We start from the raw sequence: 17803 nt of genomic DNA, 5'->3' as shown, positions 1-17803 counted from the left end.
CCGCGGACTCCCTACACTACCCGTCCAGCCCTCATGGATCCGAGCACCTCTTCCATGCCCTACCGCAATCGCACCACGACGGAGCGGGTCCAGTGTCCCTGCGGGCACGGCCGTGATCACTACATGGTGAGCGCCGAGGCGGAGTATCGCATCCTCGGCTACATCCAGCTCGCCTTCGGGATCTCGGCCCGCCCGACCAAGGTGAAGTACAGGTGCCGGCGCTGTGACACCGTCTTCTCGACGACCACCGATCCTGCGGTCCTCGACAAGCACTACTGACGCCGGGCAGCGGATGATCGACATCGACACCTCGCCGGCGGCCGCCTGCGGTAGAGGAGCTCCATGAAGGGTCGCGTGCTCATCGTCGCCGGGTCCGACTCCGGCGGCGGCGCCGGCATCCAGGCGGACCTCAAGGCGGTCACCGCGCTCGACGCGTTCGCCGCGACGGCGATCACCGCGCTCACCGCCCAGAACACCCGCGGCGTCGCCGCCGTCTTCCCGGTCCCGCCCGACTTCATCGGCCGCCAGATGGAGCTCGTGCTCGACGACATCGGCGCGGACGCGATCAAGACCGGCATGCTCCACTCGGCCGAGGTCATCGACGAGGTCGCGCGCGTCTACGAGCGCATCGGCCGCGGCGCGCCGCTCGTGGTCGACCCCGTGATGGTCGCCAAGGGGGGCGCGCGGCTGCTGGAGCCCGAGGCGGAGGGCGCCCTGCGCCGCCGCCTCCTGCCGCTCGCCGCGCTGCTCACGCCGAACATCCCCGAGGCCGAGGCGCTGACCGGCACGGTCATCGACAGCGTGGACGCGATGCGCCGCGCCGCCGCGCAGCTGCTCGCGATGGGCCCGCGCGCCGTGCTGCTCAAGGGAGGCCACCTCCCGGGCGCGACGGTCGTCGACGTCCTCCAGACCGCGCCGGAGCCCGGCGCGGTCGGGGCCGCGGCGGGCGAGCGGCTGTTCGAGGACGCGCGCATCGAGACGCGCGCGACCCACGGCACGGGCTGCACGCTCGCCTCGGCCATCGCGGCCGGCCTCGCCCAGGGCCTCGCCCTCGTCCCCGCGATCGCGCGCGCGCGCCGCTACCTCCGCGAGGCGATGCTCGCCGCCCCCGGGCTCGGCCACGGCCACGGCCCGGTGAACCACGCCCACACGGTGCGGCCGTTCTCCTGAACACGGCGCGGCGAGCCCCACGCCCCTGTGGAGGACCGCGCGGCGCGGCCCCTCGCGGCCCGCGCCGCGCGCGCTTCCCCGCGGCGCCCGCGCCTCCGGCGCCGCCCGCGCGGCGTCCCCGTGGCGCGCCGGAGGGGCCAGCCGCAGCGTCCGTGCAACGACTCGTTGCGCCCGGGGCTCGAATGGACGACCCTGCGCGCAGTCCGTATCGGCGTGCCGGCGTGTCAGCTTCGGCGCCGGCGCGGAGCTCTTCCTCACCCTTTGTGCGCCCGTGGCCGTGACCAAAGATCCCCTCCCTCCCATCGACGTCGGAACGGTCATCAACGACCGCTACGAGGTCCTGAAGAGCATCGGCAAAGGCGGCATGGGCGAGGTGTTCTTGGCCTTCGATCGCCTGACGCAGCAGCAGGTGGCGCTCAAGGTGGTGCCCGAGGCCTCCGCCATGCCGGGCGACGACGAGGCCCTGCGGCAGGAGGTGATCCTCGCGCAGAAGGCTCGCCACCCGAACGTCTGCCGCGTGCACGACCTCGCGCCGAGCCCGTGGGGGCCCATCCTCGTGATGGAGTACATCCCCGGGCAGACGCTCCACAACCACATCCGCAAGCGCAAGGCGGCCGGCGGCTTCAGCGCCGACGAGTTCCGGAAGATCTCGACCGACGTCTGCGCGGGCCTCGCCGCCATCCACCAGCAGGGGCTCGTGCACGGCGATCTGAAGCCCGGCAACGTGATGGTCGCCGACGATCGCGCCGTCATCCTGGACTTCGGCTTCGCGAAGGAGCGCGCGCGCGCGGCCGTACGCAAGCCGGGCGCGCCGCCGGACGGCGGCACGCCCCACTACATGTCGCCGGAGCGGCTGCGCAACGGCGGCGCGAGCCCCGAGGACGACGTCTACGCCGCGGCGCTGACGCTCTGGGAGATGTGGACCTGCCGCGTCCCCGAGCCCGGCTACAAGCCGCGGCTCAAGACGATGAAGCAGCAGATCACCTTCGACGTGCCTGCCGCGCTCACCAACGACGAGATCCGGCAGATCTTCCGCGCGCTGAACCCGGATCCGCAGATGCGCCCGCAGGCGCGGCACATGCGGTTCTTCAACCCGACGCAGACCACGACCGCGCCGATCCAGCTCCCGCGCGAGCGCATCGACCCCGGCCCCGCGCCCGGTCGGGCCATCAAGACGCAGTTCACCCCCGGCGCGCAGTCGCTGCTCATCACGTACGCCACGAACGCGCCCGACAGCGTCTCGACCCTGTTCCCCCTGCAGAAGCCGGTGCTCTCGATCGGCCGCCGCAGCGATCAGGATCTCGTCCTGGCCGAGGCGACCGTCTCCGGGTCGCACGCGCTGCTCCGGTGGCAGACGGGCTCCTGGCTCGTCGAGGACCTGAACAGCACGAACGGCACGTACGCGGACTTCCCCTTCGAGCGCAAGGCGCAGGTGTCGCTGCTCCACGGGGCCGAGGTGCAGCTCGGCGAGTGCCGCCTCATGGTGGTCACGTTCGGACCGGACTCCCCGCACCACGATAAGGCGAAGCGCTACCTCGCGCGGCGCGACGGCCTCACGGGGCTGCTCGTGCGCGAGCACCTGATGAAGGCCATCGACGAGGACGGCTTCTTCGCCGAGTGGGCCGAGGTGCCGATGCAGATCGCGCGCTTCGAGCTCCGCGGCCAGAACGGCCTCGTGAGCCTGCGGCCGACGATCCTCGAGATGCTCGCGCTGCGCAAGGCCGCGCTCCAGGTCGTCGACCTGACGCAGACGCTGCTCTTGAGCCTGACGCCGGCCGCGGCCGGCCGCACCGGCCCGCTCACGTTCGTCGTCTCGATCGTGGGGCCCAACCTCGACGAGGCGCAGCACGTGGTCGAGCAGGTCGTCGCGCAGGTGCAAGGCACGCTCCCCGAGACGCTCGAGCTGACCGCGACGCTCGTGAAGTGCGAGCCCGGCCGCCCCGCCCGCACGCTGATCGACTGAGGGCCCTCCGCGCAGCGCGGGGGCTCTCGCGCTGCGGGGGCCATCGCGCTGAGCCGCCGGGCCGTCGCGCAGCCGCGCGAGCCCTCGCGCGCAAGGGACCGCTCCGACCCCGGAGCGGCAGCGCGCCTACTGGGACGAACCGGCGCAGGCGTCGCTCGATGCGGCGGCGCGATCGAGCACCACCTGGCCGACCGACTTCCGGACGTCGATCTCACCCTGCCAGATGAGCTCCGCGCTGCCCTGCGCGTCGACCACGTCGCGCAGCAGCCGCACGAAGACCTTCCCCGGGACGACCTCCGGAATCGCCATCGTGAAGTCGAACGCGCAGACCGTGTCGCACCGCGGGTTCGCCGCGTCGGGCTCGTCCCGCTCGGTGATCTCGTAGATGCTGTCGATCCGCTCGACGTGCATCGCGCGCTGGCCGCAGCAGTTGAGGAGCAGGCGGCTGTCCGCGATCGTCAGGGTTCCGCTCGACCGGTCGTAGCGCCAGCGCAGCACCTCGCTGCTGCAATAGCTCTCGTCCCCCTCGACCGCGAGCCTTCGCTCCGGATCGACGAAGCCGCCGGCCTCGCTCACGACCCCCACCTGCGCGGGCTCCGTCTCCAGGCACGCGCCGAGAAGAAGCAGCGATCCCACCGTTGCAAGCGCAGTACAGACCCCCACGTAGCTCATGCCCAGACTTCCTTGCTGTCCCGCCACACTGTCAAAATACGCCCAAAATGAACTGCCAGGGCTTTTAAATAAGGACGTCCGGCGCGCTCTCGGCGTCGACGCCTCGGACGCAGCCTCAGGCCAGCGAGCGCATGGGCCGCGCGCGCACCGCACCCCGGAGCAGCCGCACGCACATGCGCATGTGTTGTACTCGTTTCTCTTCCGACTGTCCAGGCACTCGTGGTAGAATACGCTCGGTTCTCCGACCATCAACGTCATGGTCGGTCGACCTGCTCGGTCATCCCACCATGTGTCGGTGCCCGCAGATGTGCCCGCGACCCCTTGCCGGTCGCGTCGGACTCAGCACCTGACGAGGGACGCGGGAGCCGTGGTCATCGTGCGGCGACGGTCGTGGGGCGACGGCGCGGCGGGCTCTGCTCCTGGCAGCCGGAATCGGCGGGGGAGTCGTCGAGGACCACCGCCCCCGCGGCCACATCGAGATCGAGAGAGCCGCTCCAGACCACCGCGGGGCCGCCCTGCTGATCGACGACGTCGCGCAGCAGCTTCACGTAGACCTCGCCCCTCGGGACGTCCTGCACGCCGACGGAGAGGTCGAACGCGCACTGCTCCTGGCAACGCCCCTCGCCGCCGTCCGGCTCGTCGCGCTCGGTGATCTCGTAGAGGCTGTCGATCCTCTCGACGTGGATCGCGCGTTTGCCGCAGCAATCGAGCATCAGCCGGGAATCCGCGAGCCGCAGCGTCGAGGCGGCCTCGTCGTATTGCCAGCGCAGCACCTCGGCGCCGCAATAGCCCCCATCCTCCGCCGAGGCGAGCCGGAGCTCCGGGTCCCGGAAGCCCCCCTGCTCGCTGATCCTGGTTTCTTGAACCGCCGCTGCCGAGCTGCAGCCACCGACGCAACAAGCTCCCGCGATCGCAAGGGCGGTCCAGATGCGGCTCGACACCATGCTCTTCTCCATTTCTGTTTCGCTCGCTGACCGGGGCGGCTTGCTGCAATTTTCCAGCCAACTCCCCCGTGAGCAGTCCGGAGGCTAACCGCGACCGACGCAGCGGGCCAAAGAAGCGGAATGGCGGCCGCGGCATCGCCCCGCCTCGCGCTCCGCATCGGCCCGCAGCAGCGCGCAGGAACTGCCCACCTTAAAGACGTGTCCAGGCAGCAGAAGTTGCTGAGAAACAGGACGGTCGTGGCGCCAGCGGTGCGGGCGCTCACCGGCGCGGAGCGCGCCGGATGTCCACGCCTCGCCTTCGGCCAGCGGGGTTTTCGCGGAACAGGAGCGCTCGGCAGATCGAGCGTGCCGGACGCCTTGATGCGGCGTGCAGCGGCGGCGCGCCGTGCGCCGCGCCTGCGCACCACCGGGGGGCTCGACGTCGGTTGGCGGCCGCGGCGGTCGCGGACAGCAGCGCCGTCGGTCGGGTCAGTTCTTCGCCTCGACGGCCTTGCCGGGCGGCAGCGGGTCCCAGCGGAGCGAGTCGCCGAGCAGGTTGGAGATCCGCTTCGGGCGCTGTCCGTCGACGCGCATGATGTAGAGACCTGGCCCCTCCCCGGATGTGCGCGTGGAGAAAAACGCCACAAGTCGCCCGTCGGGGCTGCAGGCCGGGTATCCGTTCCGGCCCTGATTCTGGGTCAGCCGCGCGAGGCCGCCGCCCGTCTCCCCCGAAACGACGAGGTCGGTGTTCTTCCCGACGCCCACGGCATAGACCGCCTTCACCCCGTCGGGGTGGTTGCAGAACGTCGGCGCCGACGCGAAGAGCCCGTCCGGCGAGATCGCCTTGCCGCCCACGTAGATGCGCTGTCCGTACCTGCCCTCGCCGGAGAAGGCGAGCTTGCCGGTCGGCGAGAACGCCGGGTGGAGCGCCATCCCCACGTCGGACACCGGCTTGATGCTCTGGAAATCGGGGCCCGAGAACAGCTTGATCGTCGACCCCACCCCGATGCTGAGCGCCACCTGGGACCGGTCCTTGGAGAACGCGATGCCGTACACCGAGCCCTTCACGGGCAGCGAGATCGGGCCGCCCGCCGGCGTGAAGATCTTGTACTCATCGCCCTTCACGCTCGCCGCGTAGTGCAGCTGCTCGTTCTTCCCGAACGCGGGGGCGATGGCAGTCTGATCGGGCGGCGAGATGGCCCTGGCGTCGTGGCCATCGGCGTCGATGGTGAAGACGCGGCGCAGCGAGCCGGAGCCCGAGGCGAACGTCATGTGGCTGGCGAAGCCGCCGTTCTGGCCGGTGAGGGCGCCGATGAGCTGGTCCGCCACCCGGTGCGACTCGAAGCGCACGTCGCGGAGGGGCACGATGAACCTCTTGTCGAACACCGGGGCCTGCCCGCGGTTCACGAGGAACGCCTGGCCGACGAGCTCGGCCTTGTCGGGGCCGACCTTCTTGCCACGCACGCTCACGACCGCCTCGACCCCCTTCGCGGACCACGCCTTCACGTCCACCGGGCTGTCGGAGAGGTAGAGGCCGTCCGGCGCGGCGCTGTCGGGCAGCACCTCGAACTCGCCGCACAGCTCGAGATCGCGCCGGACCACGCTGTGGAGCGTCACGTCCTCGGGGTCGGAGACGAGCGACGGCAGGACGCCGATCTTCGGGAGCGGGCGCGACGCGCCGGCCACGACCGTGATGTGGCCGAGCAGCTCGTCCGGGTTGGGCGGGGCCGTCGAGGCCGGCGCCTGCGCGGGAGAGGGCGCCTGCGCTGGAGCAGGCGCCTGCGCTGGAGCAGGGGGGGCAGCGAGCGCGGCGGCGGCGAGCGCCAGGGCGCCGAGGGCGTATCGAGCTAGTCGCATGTGTTCTCCCTACAGACGAACGTGACGCTCACCTGCTTCTGCCCGAGATCGGGATAGTTCTCCGGCGGCGGCGGCAGCGCCTGCCCCTTCGCCCCCTCGAGCGTCGCCTGCGCGGCCGCGTCGAACACGGGGTTCCCGCTCGGCGTCAGCGTGTAGCTCACCATCTGCCCGTCCGACAGGACGATCACCGCGCGCGGCCGGTGCTTCGTGAGCTCCTCCGGCGGGAGCCCCGAGCCGCTCACGCGGAACCTGCTCGAGAACCAGCCCGCGATGCGCGCCAGGTAGAGGTCCACCGCGCGCGCCTTGAGGGGGTCGGTCTCCGTCCCCTCCTTCACGCCGTCCGCGTGCCCCTCCTGGTCGACGTTCGGGGCCGGGGCGGCGTCGGTCTTCTGATCGAGCTCGATGTCGACCTGCTTGGCGATCTCGGCGTCGGGCGGCGGCGGCGCGGTGCCCGCGTCGGCGATCTTGACCTCCGGGGGCGGGATGTCTTCCACGGTCTTGCCCGCGTCCGGCGACACGAACGCCTTCTGCTCGACGCGCGGCTTGGGCGTCTGGCGCACCCACCGGTCCGGCAGCTTCATCCGGTCCCGCTTGCCGCCCAGCTTGAGCAGCGGCGTGTCCATGTCGAGCACCGGGATGACCTTCACCGGGACGCTCGGGCCCTTGTCGATCTCGGGCGCGGCCGCCGTCTGCGAGAGATCCGCCAGGCTGATCGCGACGGCCGCGCCCGCCTGCACGGCGACCGCGACAGCGACGGCGATCGCGATGTCCCGCGGGCGGAAGTCGCTCCTCGGCCGGCGCTGCCCTGAGGGCATCCTCGGTCCTGGCGCGCGCGCCGCGGCCGCGCTCACGGCGCCGCCCCGCCCGGCCGCGCCGCCCCCTTGGCGTTGCCCGTCGCCGCCCCGCCGGGCTGCGGCGACGCGCCCTCGGGCTCGAGCTCCGGCTGGACGAGGAGGTTCAGCCCCTCGACCCCGGCGGCCCGGGCGGCGGCGACGACCCGCGCCACGGCGCCGTAGCGGGCGTCCTTGTCGGCGCGGATGTAGAGCTCCTTCTCCTTCTGCACGCGGCCGTTCGAGGCGAGCACGCCCTCGATGTCGGCGGTCGCGTCGTCCTCGCCGAAGAGGATCTTCTCTTCCTTCGTGACGGTCACGACGAGCTTCGTGTCCTTGGTCGGCGCCTCCTCGGCGGAGACGTTGGGCAGCTCGACCCGGAGCCCGGCCGTGAGCAGCGGGGCGGTCACCATGAACACCACGAGGAGCACGAGCATCACGTCCACGAGCGGCGTGACGTTGATCTCGCTGAAGCCGCCGCCGCGCCGCCTGCGCCCCCCTCCGACCGACATCGCCATGATCGGCCCCGCCCCTCAGCTCTTCGGCATCACCGGCGTGGGCCGGTCGCTCGACCGCTGGAGCGCCAGCGGGATGGACTCCTGCATCCCCCGCGCCATGGCGGAGAGCGACGCGATCTCGACCCAGCCCTCGCTCGCGGCTTCCAGCGCGGAGAGCAGGTCGTCGATGCGCTTGTTGATCGCGTTGTAGGCGATGACGGCGGGGATCGCGGCGAACAGCCCGATCGCGGTCGCGATGAGCGCCTCGCCGATGGCCGGGGCGACGACGGGCAGCGACGCGCTCTTCTGCTGCCCGATGCGGAGGAACGCGTCCATGATCCCGTAGACGGTGCCGAACAGGCCGATGAACGGCGACGCGGCCGCGATCGACGAGAGCGTCGGCATGAGCGAGCTCGCCCGCTGCGTCTCGGTCACGATCGCGCGCTTCGCGATGGAGTCGAGCAGCTTGCTGGTCCCGACGCGGCGGCTGAGCTCCAGCACAACGCGGGCGCCCGGCGCGTCGGCGTGCCGCTGCGCGAGCGCGAAGAGCTGATCGGGCGAGTGGGCGTGGGCCGACTCCTGCTCGAACCGCGCCTGCTGCGAGGACAGCCGGGCGAGCTGGAGGACCTTGAGGACGGCGATCACCCACACGAGGATGGCCGCGAAGATCAGCAGCCAGACGACCAGGAAGACGGGACCGGAAGCGTGGAGGATCAGGGAGACGGGGTCGAGCTTGATCGGGACCGCCGTCGCCGCCTCGGGGACGCTTTGCTGGAAGGCCATATCGATCTCTTCGGTCAGGGAATCGGCTCGTCAGGGGATCCGCGGGCGGCCCCGTTCAGTGCGGTTTACGGCCGCGGCCCCCTCTGTGGCCCGGGAGCGCGGCCGCGGCCCTCTCTTCACGTCGTCAATCAACGCCGCGCGGAGGCAGCGCCGCGCACGCCGCGCCGGGCTCACTCCGCCAGCAGGATGTCGACTTTTCGGTCGCGCGCCCAGCCCTCTTCGTCCGTGCCGGTCGCCTCGAACTCGCCCTTCGACGAGGTGGCGATGCGGCCCTGCTCGACGCCCTTCGTGCTGAGGTACTCCGCGACGCTGCCGGCGCGCTTCTGGCCGAGGCCGAGGTTGTACTCCGTCTCACCCCGGGGATCGGCGTGGCCGATGAGCTTCATCCCCTTGCCCTTGAGCGGACCCGAGGCGAAGCAGCGCGCGAGCGCGTCGAGCGCGCTCGCCGCCTCGCCCTCGATCTGCGTCGAGTCGAACGCGAAGCGGGCGGTCGGCAGATCGCCGCAGGCCTTCAGGATCTTGTCGTCGATACGGATCGACCCGCTCGTCGGCTTCGCGGTGTCCTGCTTCGGGGCAGGCGCGGCGGGCTGCGCCGGCGGGGGAGGCGCGACGTCGCCGCCGACGTTCGGCGGCGGCTGCGGATCGGAGCCACAGCCGGCCGCCAGCGCTGCAAGCGGCGCCAAGACCACGAGGATCAACGCAGGCAGTTTTGTCATGGGCATGCCGTTACCACGCCGCGGAGCGCGTTGCAGCATTTTGAGCTGTCGCTGGCGGGCCGGCGCGCCGGGATGTTGAGCATTCCTGTAAAGTGCCGCGATGCATCGCCCGGACCTCGCACGGGAATATTTGGACCACCAACGATCTGACCGGCCTCGCGCCCCGGGAATCCGGGGCGCCGCGGCCCTCTTGCTCGGCGTCGCGGCGGCGGCGACGGTCGCGCTCGCCGCGCCCGCCGCGGCGCGGGCCGAGGTGCCGGTGAAGCGCACGTTCTTCAAGCTGCCGTCGTCGAACGGGTTCGGCGCGGTGCTCCTCGACCTCAACCAGGCGCGGCTCACCCACTTCCGCGAGCACCTGTTCGGCACCGAGGAGCCGCTCCTCGACGAGCGCGGCGAGGAGGTCTGGATCGGCAACCAGCCGCAGGTCGTGCCCACGCGCGACCTGCTCTACGACGCGTACTTCGGGCTGCGCTCCGAGGGCAAGCAGCGGTGGCTCACCGAGGTCCCCGTCGACCTCGACGCGAGCGGCTACGCCGGCTGGACCGAGGGCCAGCGCGGCGGCACCGGCGTCGTCACGATGGTGCAGCGGGTCGGCAACCTCGAGTGCACGCAGTTCTTCTTCGCGCCGCAGGGCCTCGAGCAGGCCGGCTTCGTGATGGCGATGCGGGTCCAGAACCTGGGCGACGCGGCGGCAGAGGACGTGGCGGCCTTCTCGCTGCACAACCTCCACCTCGGCTTCGGGCGCCCGGGCGTGATGGCCGACATCGGCGATTCGGGCGAGACCGTCGCCTACGACGGGGGCGAGGGCCGGCGCGACTTCCTCGAGCGCGCCTTCGCCGGCGTGGTCGTCGCGCGCGCGCTCGAGCCGGCCGCGCGCCACGGCGCCTCCAGCGCGAGCAGCCCGCCGGAGCTCGACGTCTACCGGATCGTCGAGGCCGGCGCCGTCGCCGACCTGCCGGACCTCGACGGGGCCGCGCCCACCGCGGACGGCTCCGTGAGCGCGTTCCAGTGGGACCTCGGCAGCATCGGCCCCGGCGAGGCGCGGTGGGTCGGCGTCGTGTTCGCGCACCACGGCGACCCCTCGGGCGCGGCGGACCCGATCGTGCAGGGCGCCCTCGACGCGTACCTCGGCGCGAAGGGCGCGGCGGAGGTGGTGGCGGACGAGATCGCGGCGTACCGCGCGTTCCAGGGCGCGATCCAGGTGCCGCCCACGACGACGGCCGAGGAGGAGGTCCTGCTCCGGCAGTCGGCCGTGATGCTCCGGATGGCGCAGTCCCGCGAGAGCCACGCGTTCCTGCGCGAGCACCTGACGCGGGACTTCGAGCCGCGCACCACGCGCTTCGGCGCGACGCTCGGCGGCCAGCCCGCCGCGCTGCCGGCGACGGTCGCCCACCGCGGCCGCGGCGCCGTCCTCGCGAGCCTCCCGCCCGGCGAGTGGACGGTCGCCTGGATCCGCGACGGCGCCTACGCCACCGTCGCGATGGCCGCCCTCGGCATGAAGGCAGAGGCGCGCGACGCGCTCGGCTACTACCTCGGCGCGGAGGCGGGGCGGTTCCAGGACTGGAACGAGCTCGCGCCGTACGACATGCCGCCGTACCAGATCAGCCTCGTGCGCTACCACGGCTTCGGGGTCGAGGAGACGGACTTCAACGGCTTCGGCCCGAACCTGGAGTTCGATGGGTTCGGCCTGTTCCTCTGGGCGCTGCGCCAGTACGAGGAGCTCACCGGAGACACGGCGTTCGTGGACGAGCACTGGGCCACCGCGTCGGGGAAGGTCGCGGACGCCCTCGTCGCGCTGCTCGATCCGGAGACCGGTCTCATCCGGAAGGACTCGTCGATCTGGGAGACGCACTGGAACGGGCGCGAGCGCTCGTTCGCGTACACCAGCATCACCGCGGCGCGCGGGCTGTGCGACGCGGCGGCCATCGCGGAGCGCCGCGGGGAGGCCGACCGGGCCGCCGGGTACCGCGACGCCGCGAACAAGCTGCGCGCCGCGATCGCCGCGCGGCTCACGGACGCCTCGGGCGCGCTCGGCGCGAGCCTGGAGGAGGTCGTGTCCGGCGCGGGCTACTGGGACGCGGCGGTGCTCGACGGGATCGCGATGGGCCTGTTCGATCCGCGGGGGCGCATCGCCGCCGCCACGCTGGCCGGGCTCGACGAGCACCTGCGCGCCCCCGCGGGCGCGGGGTGGTCGCGGAACGACGATCGCACGGATCACGCCGGCGCGGACGACCTGAGCCCCTGGGGCAGCGAGTACGACAGCGCCGAGTGGGTCGTGACCGATCTGCGCGGCGCGGTCGCCGCGCGGCTCATGGGCGACGACGCGCGCTCGGAGCGGCTGCTCCGGTGGGTGCTCGATCAGTCGGCCGCGAACTACCTCGCCATCGCGGAGACGTACGACGAGACGAGCGGCGCCTACAAGTTCAACGCGCCGATGATCGGGTTCGGCGCGGGCGTCTATGCGCTCGCGCTCGCGGCGCGCGACGGGCTGGTCGTCGGACCGGCCTGCGGCGCGTACTTCGACGAGGGCGACGCGAGCGGCAGCGGCGCTGGGGGCGGCGGCGCAGGAGGGGGCCCCGCGAGCGGCAGCGGCGGCGCCGGCGGCGCGGGCGGAGCAGGCGGCAGCGGCGTGCTGGACGACGCCGGCTGCGGGTGCCGGCTCGCGCCCGCCGAGGGCGCGGGGCGGTGGCCGCTGCTCGCGGCGGCCGCCGCCGCGGTGGGCCTCGCGCGGCGGAGGCGCGCGGGGGCGCGGCGCTGACGTGGGCCGAGCGCGCGGCGCTTCACGTGGGCCGAGCGCGCGACGCTGACGTTGGCCGACCGCGCGGCGCTCACGTGGGCCGACCGCGCGGCGCTCACGTGGGCCGACCGCGCGCTACTCGTCGGCGTCCTCCGTCGGCTGCGCCTCTGCGGCGGCGGGGGGCGGCGGATCGGCGACCGCGGCGGCCATCGCGTCCGCGAGCGAGACCGGCGGCGCGGGGCGCGGCGCCTCCTCGGACGCAGGCGCCGCCGCGGGCTGCCGCGCGGGCGTACCCCTCGTCGAGGCGCCGGCGCCGGCAGCAGCGGCCGCGCCGGCTCCAGCGGCGGGGGTCGCGCGCGCGCCGCCAGCGGACGCCGCGCCGGCGCTCGCCTTCACGGCGGGGCGCGGCTGCGGCGCCGCGCCGGGCGCGACGCTGGCCTCGCCCTCGCCCGCCGCAGACCCCCGCGTCTCCGGCGCGCGCGGCGCTCTCCTGACGTGGGCGGGCGCCTCGACCGACGCGCTCACCGCGCGCGCGACCTCCCCTGCCCGGGAGACACCGCGCTGCGCCCCGAGCGGCAGCGCTCCTCCCGTCGCGCGCGACCTCTGGCCGACGACCAGCGCGAGCACGACCGCGATCGCCAGGGCGCAGGCGAGCGACGCCGCCACGATGGCGCGCACGCGGGCGCGATCCCACGCGCGCGCGCGCGGCGCGACGGGCACGAGCGCGTCGTGGAGCCGCAGCACGTCGCGCACGCTCGGCGGCGCGTCGACCACCGGGCTCTCGGCCGGCCCCATCGAGCTCGCCCCCGACGCCCCCGGGCTCGCGCCTGGCGCGACCGGCGCAGCCGCCGGCGCGATCGCCGTCCTCGCGGCGGGATGGGCCGCGACGAACGACTTCAGGGCGAGCGATCGGAGATCCATGATGGTGGGGTCGTCGTCGTCCCGCGGCACCGAGGGCGCGCTCGACCGCCGGAGCGGAGGAGGAGGCCGGACCGAGCGCTCCGACGCCGGCGGCGCCCCCGTGACCCTCCCCTGCGCGCGGAACATCGCGCCGCCGCAGACCCAGCACTCGAGCGCGGACCCGCCGCGCGCGTCGCTCGAAACCGTGGTGACGATCCCGCAGACTTCGCAGTAGACGTCCATGAGCCCCCCGCGGGCCCCGCCACATGACAGCGGCGAGCGCCCACCACACCGAAACTGTGATTTAGATTACATCCCGAGTATGGCGTGCCTGCGGCGGCCGTGCATGCGGTCTCGGCGCTCGCGCACCGGAGGATCGCGCGCAGGCCAGCGCTTCGCGACCATCCCGGACGGCCGAGGAGGCGTGAGAGCCGTCCAGGACCGAAGGGTTCCCGTGCGGGCGCTTGCGATGCCTCCCCCTGAGAGGCTGTGGTAAGAGCCGCGCTTCGATGTGGTCGGGAGCGGGCCGCCGGTCCGCCCGACGGGGTCGGGGCTCCCTGCCGGGGGTCACGCGGACAAGGGTTGGGGGGCCACGTCTGGCCCCGAAGCGCCCGGAGGATATCGAGAATGGGTCTCAGCGAAGCGCTGCTCGACGCGAACAAGAAATCCAAGGTCATCGCCGACTGCTGCACGCTGGTCGACGAGGAGGTGGCCTCGAAGGGCGGGCTCTCCGGCCTCGCCGTCAAGGCCGGCTACGCGGCCGTGAAGGGCATCAAGCCCGGCTTCATCGCCCAGGTGGTCGAGAAGCTCCTGCCCGAGTTCGCCAAGAAGCTCGACCCCATCTGGACCGAGGCCACGAGCAGCGGGAACGCGAGCTCGTACCTGACCACGAACCGCTCGCGCGTCGCCGACGCGCTCCTCAGCGTCACCGACGACAAGGCGAAGACGTCGACGAGCGGCGTGGTGCGCGGCACCTACGAGAAGCTGCGCGGCTCGGCGAAGAAGAACGTCGAAGACGCCGTCCCCCGCCTCGCGCAGCTCATCCAGAAGCACGCGTCCTGAGCGACCCGGCGCAGCAGGTCGGCGCCGGCCTGCTGCGCGTTCCGTGGCGACATCACCAGCCCGGCCGCGCGAGGGAGCTGCGCCTCCGCGCGCGAGGTCACCGGCTCGACCGCGACATGGAGAGGAAACGCCCCTCGCGCGCGGCGGACGCCACGCGCGAGGGAGAGGTCACGCGCGGGCGGGGTGCCCGCGCGCCTCGGTTCAGCCAGGGTCGCCGAAGCTCCGCGCGAAGAGATCGCGGATCGCGTCGCGGCCGGCGTCGTTGAGGTCCTGCGTGCCGATGCCGGCGAAGTTCTCGCTGGTGATGCTCGGCTGGCGCGCGATCTCCCACGCGGAGCCGCTCCAGCGGAACCAGCCGCGCTTCTCCTGATCGTAGACGAACAGCGGCTTCTTCCAGAGCCGCGCGAGCTCCGCGCCCCAGCCGGTGCCGCCGCGCACGGTGCCGTCGTCCTGGAGCGTCCCCACGACGAAGACCTGGCTGGCCGCGTTGATCTGGTGCCAGATCGTCTGGAGGATGTTGCGCACGAGCGGGATCTCGCTCAGCACGCGGCCGAGGCGCCGCGACACGTAGACGAGGCTGAAGTCGCCCTTGCGCAGCTCGTCGTCCCCGAGGACGACCACGCCCCGCTGCCGCTCGAGGAGCCGGTGGCCCTCGAAGCTGTAGTTCATCTCCTGCACCCCGTACCGCTCGGCGCACGCGCCGAACTCGGCCTCCGCCCCCCTGGCGCCGCCCGAGTGCAGGCGGAACTGCCGCGGGTCCTTCGGCCGCTCCGAGGGGGGGCGCACGTCCTCGTCCACGACCCGCATCGAGTGCGGATCGAGGCGCAGGTGGAGATCGGCGAGGTCCTTGTTGCCGTGGTCCTTGAGCAGCCGGAGGCGAACCACGTCGCGCTCCGGCTGCAGGTAGACGACCACGCCGACGTGGCGCTCGACCTTCTCGATGGCCGCCGGCAGCTTGCCCGGCGCGCCCGGCTCGTCGATCTGGGCCGCGACCCACACCTCGGCCGAGCGCTCCTTCGCGAGCCGCGCGAGCGCCTCCATCGCCGCCTCCGACGCGACCGCCACGTCGAAGCCGTCGACGATGATCACGTCGGGCTCGAAGTGGGCGACGCCGCGCGCGAAGCCCACCGTCTCGAGCACCTTCTCCACCCACAGCCGCGCCGCCTCCTCGGTCGAGTCGGTCGAGGCCTTCACATGTCCGAGGTGCGAGTAGATCTGCCGGTGCCGCTCGACCTCGAGCCGGACGGCCTCCGGCTCCGCCAGCCGCATCGACTGCGCGAGATCGTGGAAGATCTCGTCGTAGTACGCGCGCACGTGATCGACCGCGTTCTCGTGCGAGATGTGCAGCACCCGGCGATCCCGGAGCAGGTCGTCGAGCGCGATCTGCACGAGCAACGCCGTCTTGCCCACGCCGGGCCGAGAGACGATGACGCCGACGTTGCCGCGACCGAGCCCGCCGTGCATCGACCCCTCGAAGACCCGCATGGGGCTCCGCTCGTTCACCTCTTTGCGGTACATGCCGCCCCCCTCACTTGGCCTTCTTGGCCTGCTCTTCCCGGTACTTCTTGATGAGCTCCTCAGCGAGAGCCGCCGGAAGGGGAGCATAGCGCGAGAACTCCATCGTGAACTCGGCTTTGCCCTGGGTGGCAGAACGAAGGACGGTCGAGAATCCGAACATGTCGGAAAGCGGGACCTCCGCCTCGACCCGGCAGAACGCGTCCGCCTCGGTCGAACCGATGATGATGCCGCGGCGCTGCATGAGGATGCCGACGATGCCGCCCTGGTACTCGCTCGGCCCCTCGACCGCGACCTTCATCAGCGGCTCGAGGATCTGCGGGCCGGCCTTCGGGTACGTCTCGCGCCAGGCGCCGCGCGCGGCCTCCTGGAAGGCGATGTCCGAGGAGTCGACCGAGTGGGCCGCGCCGTCGTTCAGCGTGACCGACACGCCCGTGACGGGCGCGCCGATGAGCTGCCCCTTGGCGAGCATCGACACGAAGCCCTTCTCGACCGCGGGGATGAACTCGCGCGGGATCGCGCCGCCGACGACCTGGTCGTCGAACCGGAACGGCGCCTCTTCCCACGGCTCGATGTAGCCGCCGACCTTGCCGTACTGGCCCGAGCCGCCGGTCTGCTTCTTGTGCGTGTAGTTGTAGTCCACGCGGCGCGTGATCGTCTCGCGGTAGGCGACGCGCGGCGGGCTCGTGACGACCTCCGCCGAGTACTCGCGCTTCATGCGCTCGATGTAGACGTCCAGGTGGAGCTCGCCCATGCCCTGGATGATCGTCTCGCCGCTCTCCGGATCCGCGCCGACGCGGAAGGTCGGGTCCTCCTTGGTGAAGCGGCGCAGCGCCTTCGACATGTTCGCCTGGGCCTTGTTGTCCTTGGGCGTCACCGTCAGCGAGATGACCGGGTCGGGCACGTGCATCGACGTCATCGCGACGCTCACGCTGCCGTCCGTGAACGTGTCCCCGGAGTTGCAGTCGATGCCGAAGATCGCGACGATGTCGCCCGCGCTCGCGCCCTCGATGTCCTCCATCTCGTCCGCGTGCATGCGGACGAGCCGGCCGACCTTGTGGCGCTTGCCCGTGCGGATGTTCGTGACCTCTTTGCCGCGGCTCAGGTTGCCCTGGTAGAGGCGGATGTACGTGAGCTGGCCGAAGCGGCCGTCCTCGAGCTTGAACGCGAGCATCACGAGCGGCGCTTCCGGATCGCTCGACAGCGTGACCTCGGCCTCGTTCTTCTCGACGTCCACGGCCTTGTTGACGATGTCGGCCGGGGTCGGCAGGTAGCGGGTCACCGCGTCGAGCAGGACCTGCACGGCCTTGTTCTTGTAGGCCGATCCCATCATCACCGGGACGATCTGGAGCTTCACGGTCGCCGCGCGGATCGTCTTGTTGAGCAGCTCCTCGGTGACGCGCTCCTCGAGGATCGCCTCCGTGAGCTCGTCGGAGTACATCGACAGCGCGTCGAGCATCTCCTCGCGCGCCGCCTTCACCTCGTCGGCCATGTCGGCCGGGATCTCGCCGACGAGGATCTTCTCGCCGTTCGCGCCCTCGAACCGGTAGGCCTTCAGCGTGATGAGGTCGACGACGCCCTCGAACTTGTCCTCGAGCCCGATCGGGAGCTGCAGGAGCACCGGGTTCAGGTTGAGCTTCTCGCGGAGCTGCGTGCGGACCCGAAGCGGGTTCGCGCCGGCGCGGTCGCACTTGTTCACGAACGCGATGCGCGGCACGCCGTAGCGGCGCATCTGGCGGTCGACGGTGAGCGACTGGCTCTGCACGCCGGCGACGGCGCAGAGGACCAGGATCGCCCCGTCGAGCACGCGCATCGCGCGCTCGACCTCGATCGTGAAGTCCACGTGCCCGGGCGTGTCGATCACGTTGATCTGGTGCCCGTTCCAGAAGCAGTGCGTGGCGGCGGACTGGATGGTGATCCCGCGCTCGCGCTCGAGATCCATCGAGTCCATCTTCGCGCCGACGCCGTCCTTGCCCTTGACGTCGTGGATGGCGTGAATTCGCTTGGTGTAGAAGAGGATGCGCTCGGTCAGCGTCGTCTTGCCCGAATCGATGTGGGCGCTGATCCCGATATTGCGCAGCTTGGACAGATCGCTGATCACAGAAGGCTCCCCGCCGCGCACCCGTGAGGGCGTGCCCGTGGAGGGCGTGCGGCACGCTTTGAACCTCAGCCGGGCGG

General features: G+C 72.2%; 15 protein-coding genes. 5 read left to right on the top strand and 10 right to left on the bottom strand.

Annotated elements, in window-relative coordinates; all coding sequences use genetic code 11:
- Positions 1-54 precede the first annotated feature (54 nt).
- The 3 genes from WME96_RS03950 to WME96_RS03940 all read left to right on the top strand — a co-directional run bounded on the left by WME96_RS03950 (position 55) and on the right by WME96_RS03940 (position 3133).
- A complete protein-coding gene (locus WME96_RS03950; protein ID WP_061620973.1) occupies positions 55-279 on the top strand; it encodes a hypothetical protein in 225 nt (74 codons plus the stop codon).
- A 63-nt stretch (positions 280-342) separates the two neighbouring features.
- Positions 343-1170: a bifunctional hydroxymethylpyrimidine kinase/phosphomethylpyrimidine kinase gene (gene thiD / locus WME96_RS03945; protein ID WP_437288839.1), complete on the top strand. Its 828-nt coding sequence runs from the start codon at positions 343-345 to the stop codon at positions 1168-1170.
- A 277-nt stretch (positions 1171-1447) separates the two neighbouring features.
- Positions 1448-3133, top strand: coding sequence for a protein kinase domain-containing protein (locus WME96_RS03940; protein WP_434045518.1), 1686 nt, complete (start codon positions 1448-1450; stop codon positions 3131-3133).
- 126 nt (positions 3134-3259) lie between these two features.
- Here the strand turns inward: WME96_RS03940 and WME96_RS03935 are convergent, their stop codons facing one another.
- The 7 genes from WME96_RS03935 to WME96_RS03905 form a co-directional block, all read right to left on the bottom strand.
- The gene (locus WME96_RS03935) at positions 3260-3769 is read right to left on the bottom strand and encodes a hypothetical protein (RefSeq protein ID WP_437288838.1); all 510 of its coding nucleotides are present in this window, start codon (positions 3767-3769) and stop codon (positions 3260-3262) included.
- A gap of 407 nt (positions 3770-4176) precedes the next feature.
- Complete coding sequence (locus WME96_RS03930; RefSeq protein ID WP_437288837.1) at positions 4177-4749, bottom strand: hypothetical protein; 573 nt, start codon at positions 4747-4749, stop codon at positions 4177-4179.
- A 468-nt stretch (positions 4750-5217) separates the two neighbouring features.
- Positions 5218-6585, bottom strand: coding sequence for a tolB protein (locus WME96_RS03925; protein ID WP_437288836.1), 1368 nt, complete (start codon positions 6583-6585; stop codon positions 5218-5220).
- Complete coding sequence (locus WME96_RS03920; RefSeq protein ID WP_437288835.1) at positions 6576-7400, bottom strand: TonB C-terminal domain-containing protein; 825 nt, start codon at positions 7398-7400, stop codon at positions 6576-6578. Before WME96_RS03920 ends, WME96_RS03925 begins: the two co-directional genes overlap by 10 nt.
- 32 nt (positions 7401-7432) lie before the next feature.
- Positions 7433-7933: a biopolymer transporter ExbD gene (locus WME96_RS03915; protein WP_437288834.1), complete on the bottom strand. Its 501-nt coding sequence runs from the start codon at positions 7931-7933 to the stop codon at positions 7433-7435.
- Between the two features lie 15 nt (positions 7934-7948).
- Entirely contained in the window at positions 7949-8695 is a 747-nt protein-coding gene (locus WME96_RS03910) for a MotA/TolQ/ExbB proton channel family protein (RefSeq protein WP_437288833.1), read from the bottom strand.
- 170 nt (positions 8696-8865) lie between these two features.
- On the bottom strand, positions 8866-9411 hold the full coding sequence (locus WME96_RS03905) for an OmpA family protein (protein WP_433933413.1): 546 nt from the start codon (positions 9409-9411) through the stop codon (positions 8866-8868).
- A gap of 190 nt (positions 9412-9601) precedes the next feature.
- Between WME96_RS03905 and WME96_RS03900 the strand changes: the two genes are divergently transcribed.
- Positions 9602-12169, top strand: a complete 2568-nt coding sequence (locus WME96_RS03900; RefSeq protein ID WP_437288832.1) for a glycoside hydrolase family 15 protein — start codon at positions 9602-9604, stop codon at positions 12167-12169.
- Between the two features lie 114 nt (positions 12170-12283).
- Here the strand turns inward: WME96_RS03900 and WME96_RS03895 are convergent, their stop codons facing one another.
- Complete coding sequence (locus tag WME96_RS03895; protein ID WP_437288831.1) at positions 12284-13291, bottom strand: hypothetical protein; 1008 nt, start codon at positions 13289-13291, stop codon at positions 12284-12286.
- A gap of 384 nt (positions 13292-13675) precedes the next feature.
- On the opposite strand from WME96_RS03895, the gene WME96_RS03890 reads away from it, so the two are divergent.
- On the top strand, positions 13676-14110 hold the full coding sequence (locus WME96_RS03890) for a DUF6918 family protein (protein ID WP_433933407.1): 435 nt from the start codon (positions 13676-13678) through the stop codon (positions 14108-14110).
- Between the two features lie 201 nt (positions 14111-14311).
- Here WME96_RS03890 and WME96_RS03885 read toward each other — a convergent pair whose 3' ends face one another.
- Together WME96_RS03885 and fusA are read right to left on the bottom strand one after the other, a co-directional pair.
- Positions 14312-15628 (bottom strand): hypothetical protein, encoded by a 1317-nt coding sequence (locus tag WME96_RS03885; RefSeq protein ID WP_437288830.1) that lies wholly within the window; start codon positions 15626-15628, stop codon positions 14312-14314.
- A 10-nt stretch (positions 15629-15638) separates the two neighbouring features.
- A complete protein-coding gene (gene fusA / locus WME96_RS03880) occupies positions 15639-17726 on the bottom strand; it encodes an elongation factor G (protein ID WP_437288829.1) in 2088 nt (695 codons plus the stop codon).
- Positions 17727-17803 lie beyond the last annotated feature (77 nt).

It is taken from the genome of Sorangium sp. So ce406 (assembly GCF_051474675.1).
In the GTDB taxonomy this organism is placed as follows: Bacteria; Myxococcota_A; Polyangia; order Polyangiales; family Polyangiaceae; genus Sorangium; species Sorangium cellulosum_G.
The sequence above is the reverse complement of the archived record's forward strand: the minus strand, read 5'-3'. Positions and strand labels throughout refer to the sequence as shown.

Bases quoted from the DNA above. Each gene is read 5' to 3' on its own strand.
- WME96_RS03925 (WP_437288836.1), bottom strand. From the start codon at position 6,585: ATGCGACTAGCTCGATACGCCCTCGGCGCCCTGGCGCTCGCCGCCGCC.
- thiD (WP_437288839.1), top strand. From the start codon at position 343: ATGAAGGGTCGCGTGCTCATCGTCGCCGGGTCCGACTCCGGCGGCGGC.
- WME96_RS03920 (WP_437288835.1), bottom strand. From the start codon at position 7,400: ATGCCCTCAGGGCAGCGCCGGCCGAGGAGCGACTTCCGCCCGCGGGAC.
- WME96_RS03915 (WP_437288834.1), bottom strand. From the start codon at position 7,933: ATGGCGATGTCGGTCGGAGGGGGGCGCAGGCGGCGCGGCGGCGGCTTC.
- WME96_RS03905 (WP_433933413.1), bottom strand. From the start codon at position 9,411: ATGACAAAACTGCCTGCGTTGATCCTCGTGGTCTTGGCGCCGCTTGCA.
- WME96_RS03890 (WP_433933407.1), top strand. From the start codon at position 13,676: ATGGGTCTCAGCGAAGCGCTGCTCGACGCGAACAAGAAATCCAAGGTC.
- WME96_RS03910 (WP_437288833.1), bottom strand. From the start codon at position 8,695: ATGGCCTTCCAGCAAAGCGTCCCCGAGGCGGCGACGGCGGTCCCGATC.
- WME96_RS03930 (WP_437288837.1), bottom strand. From the start codon at position 4,749: ATGGTGTCGAGCCGCATCTGGACCGCCCTTGCGATCGCGGGAGCTTGT.
- WME96_RS03885 (WP_437288830.1), bottom strand. From the start codon at position 15,628: ATGTACCGCAAAGAGGTGAACGAGCGGAGCCCCATGCGGGTCTTCGAG.
- WME96_RS03950 (WP_061620973.1), top strand. From the start codon at position 55: ATGCCCTACCGCAATCGCACCACGACGGAGCGGGTCCAGTGTCCCTGC.
- WME96_RS03895 (WP_437288831.1), bottom strand. From the start codon at position 13,291: ATGGACGTCTACTGCGAAGTCTGCGGGATCGTCACCACGGTTTCGAGC.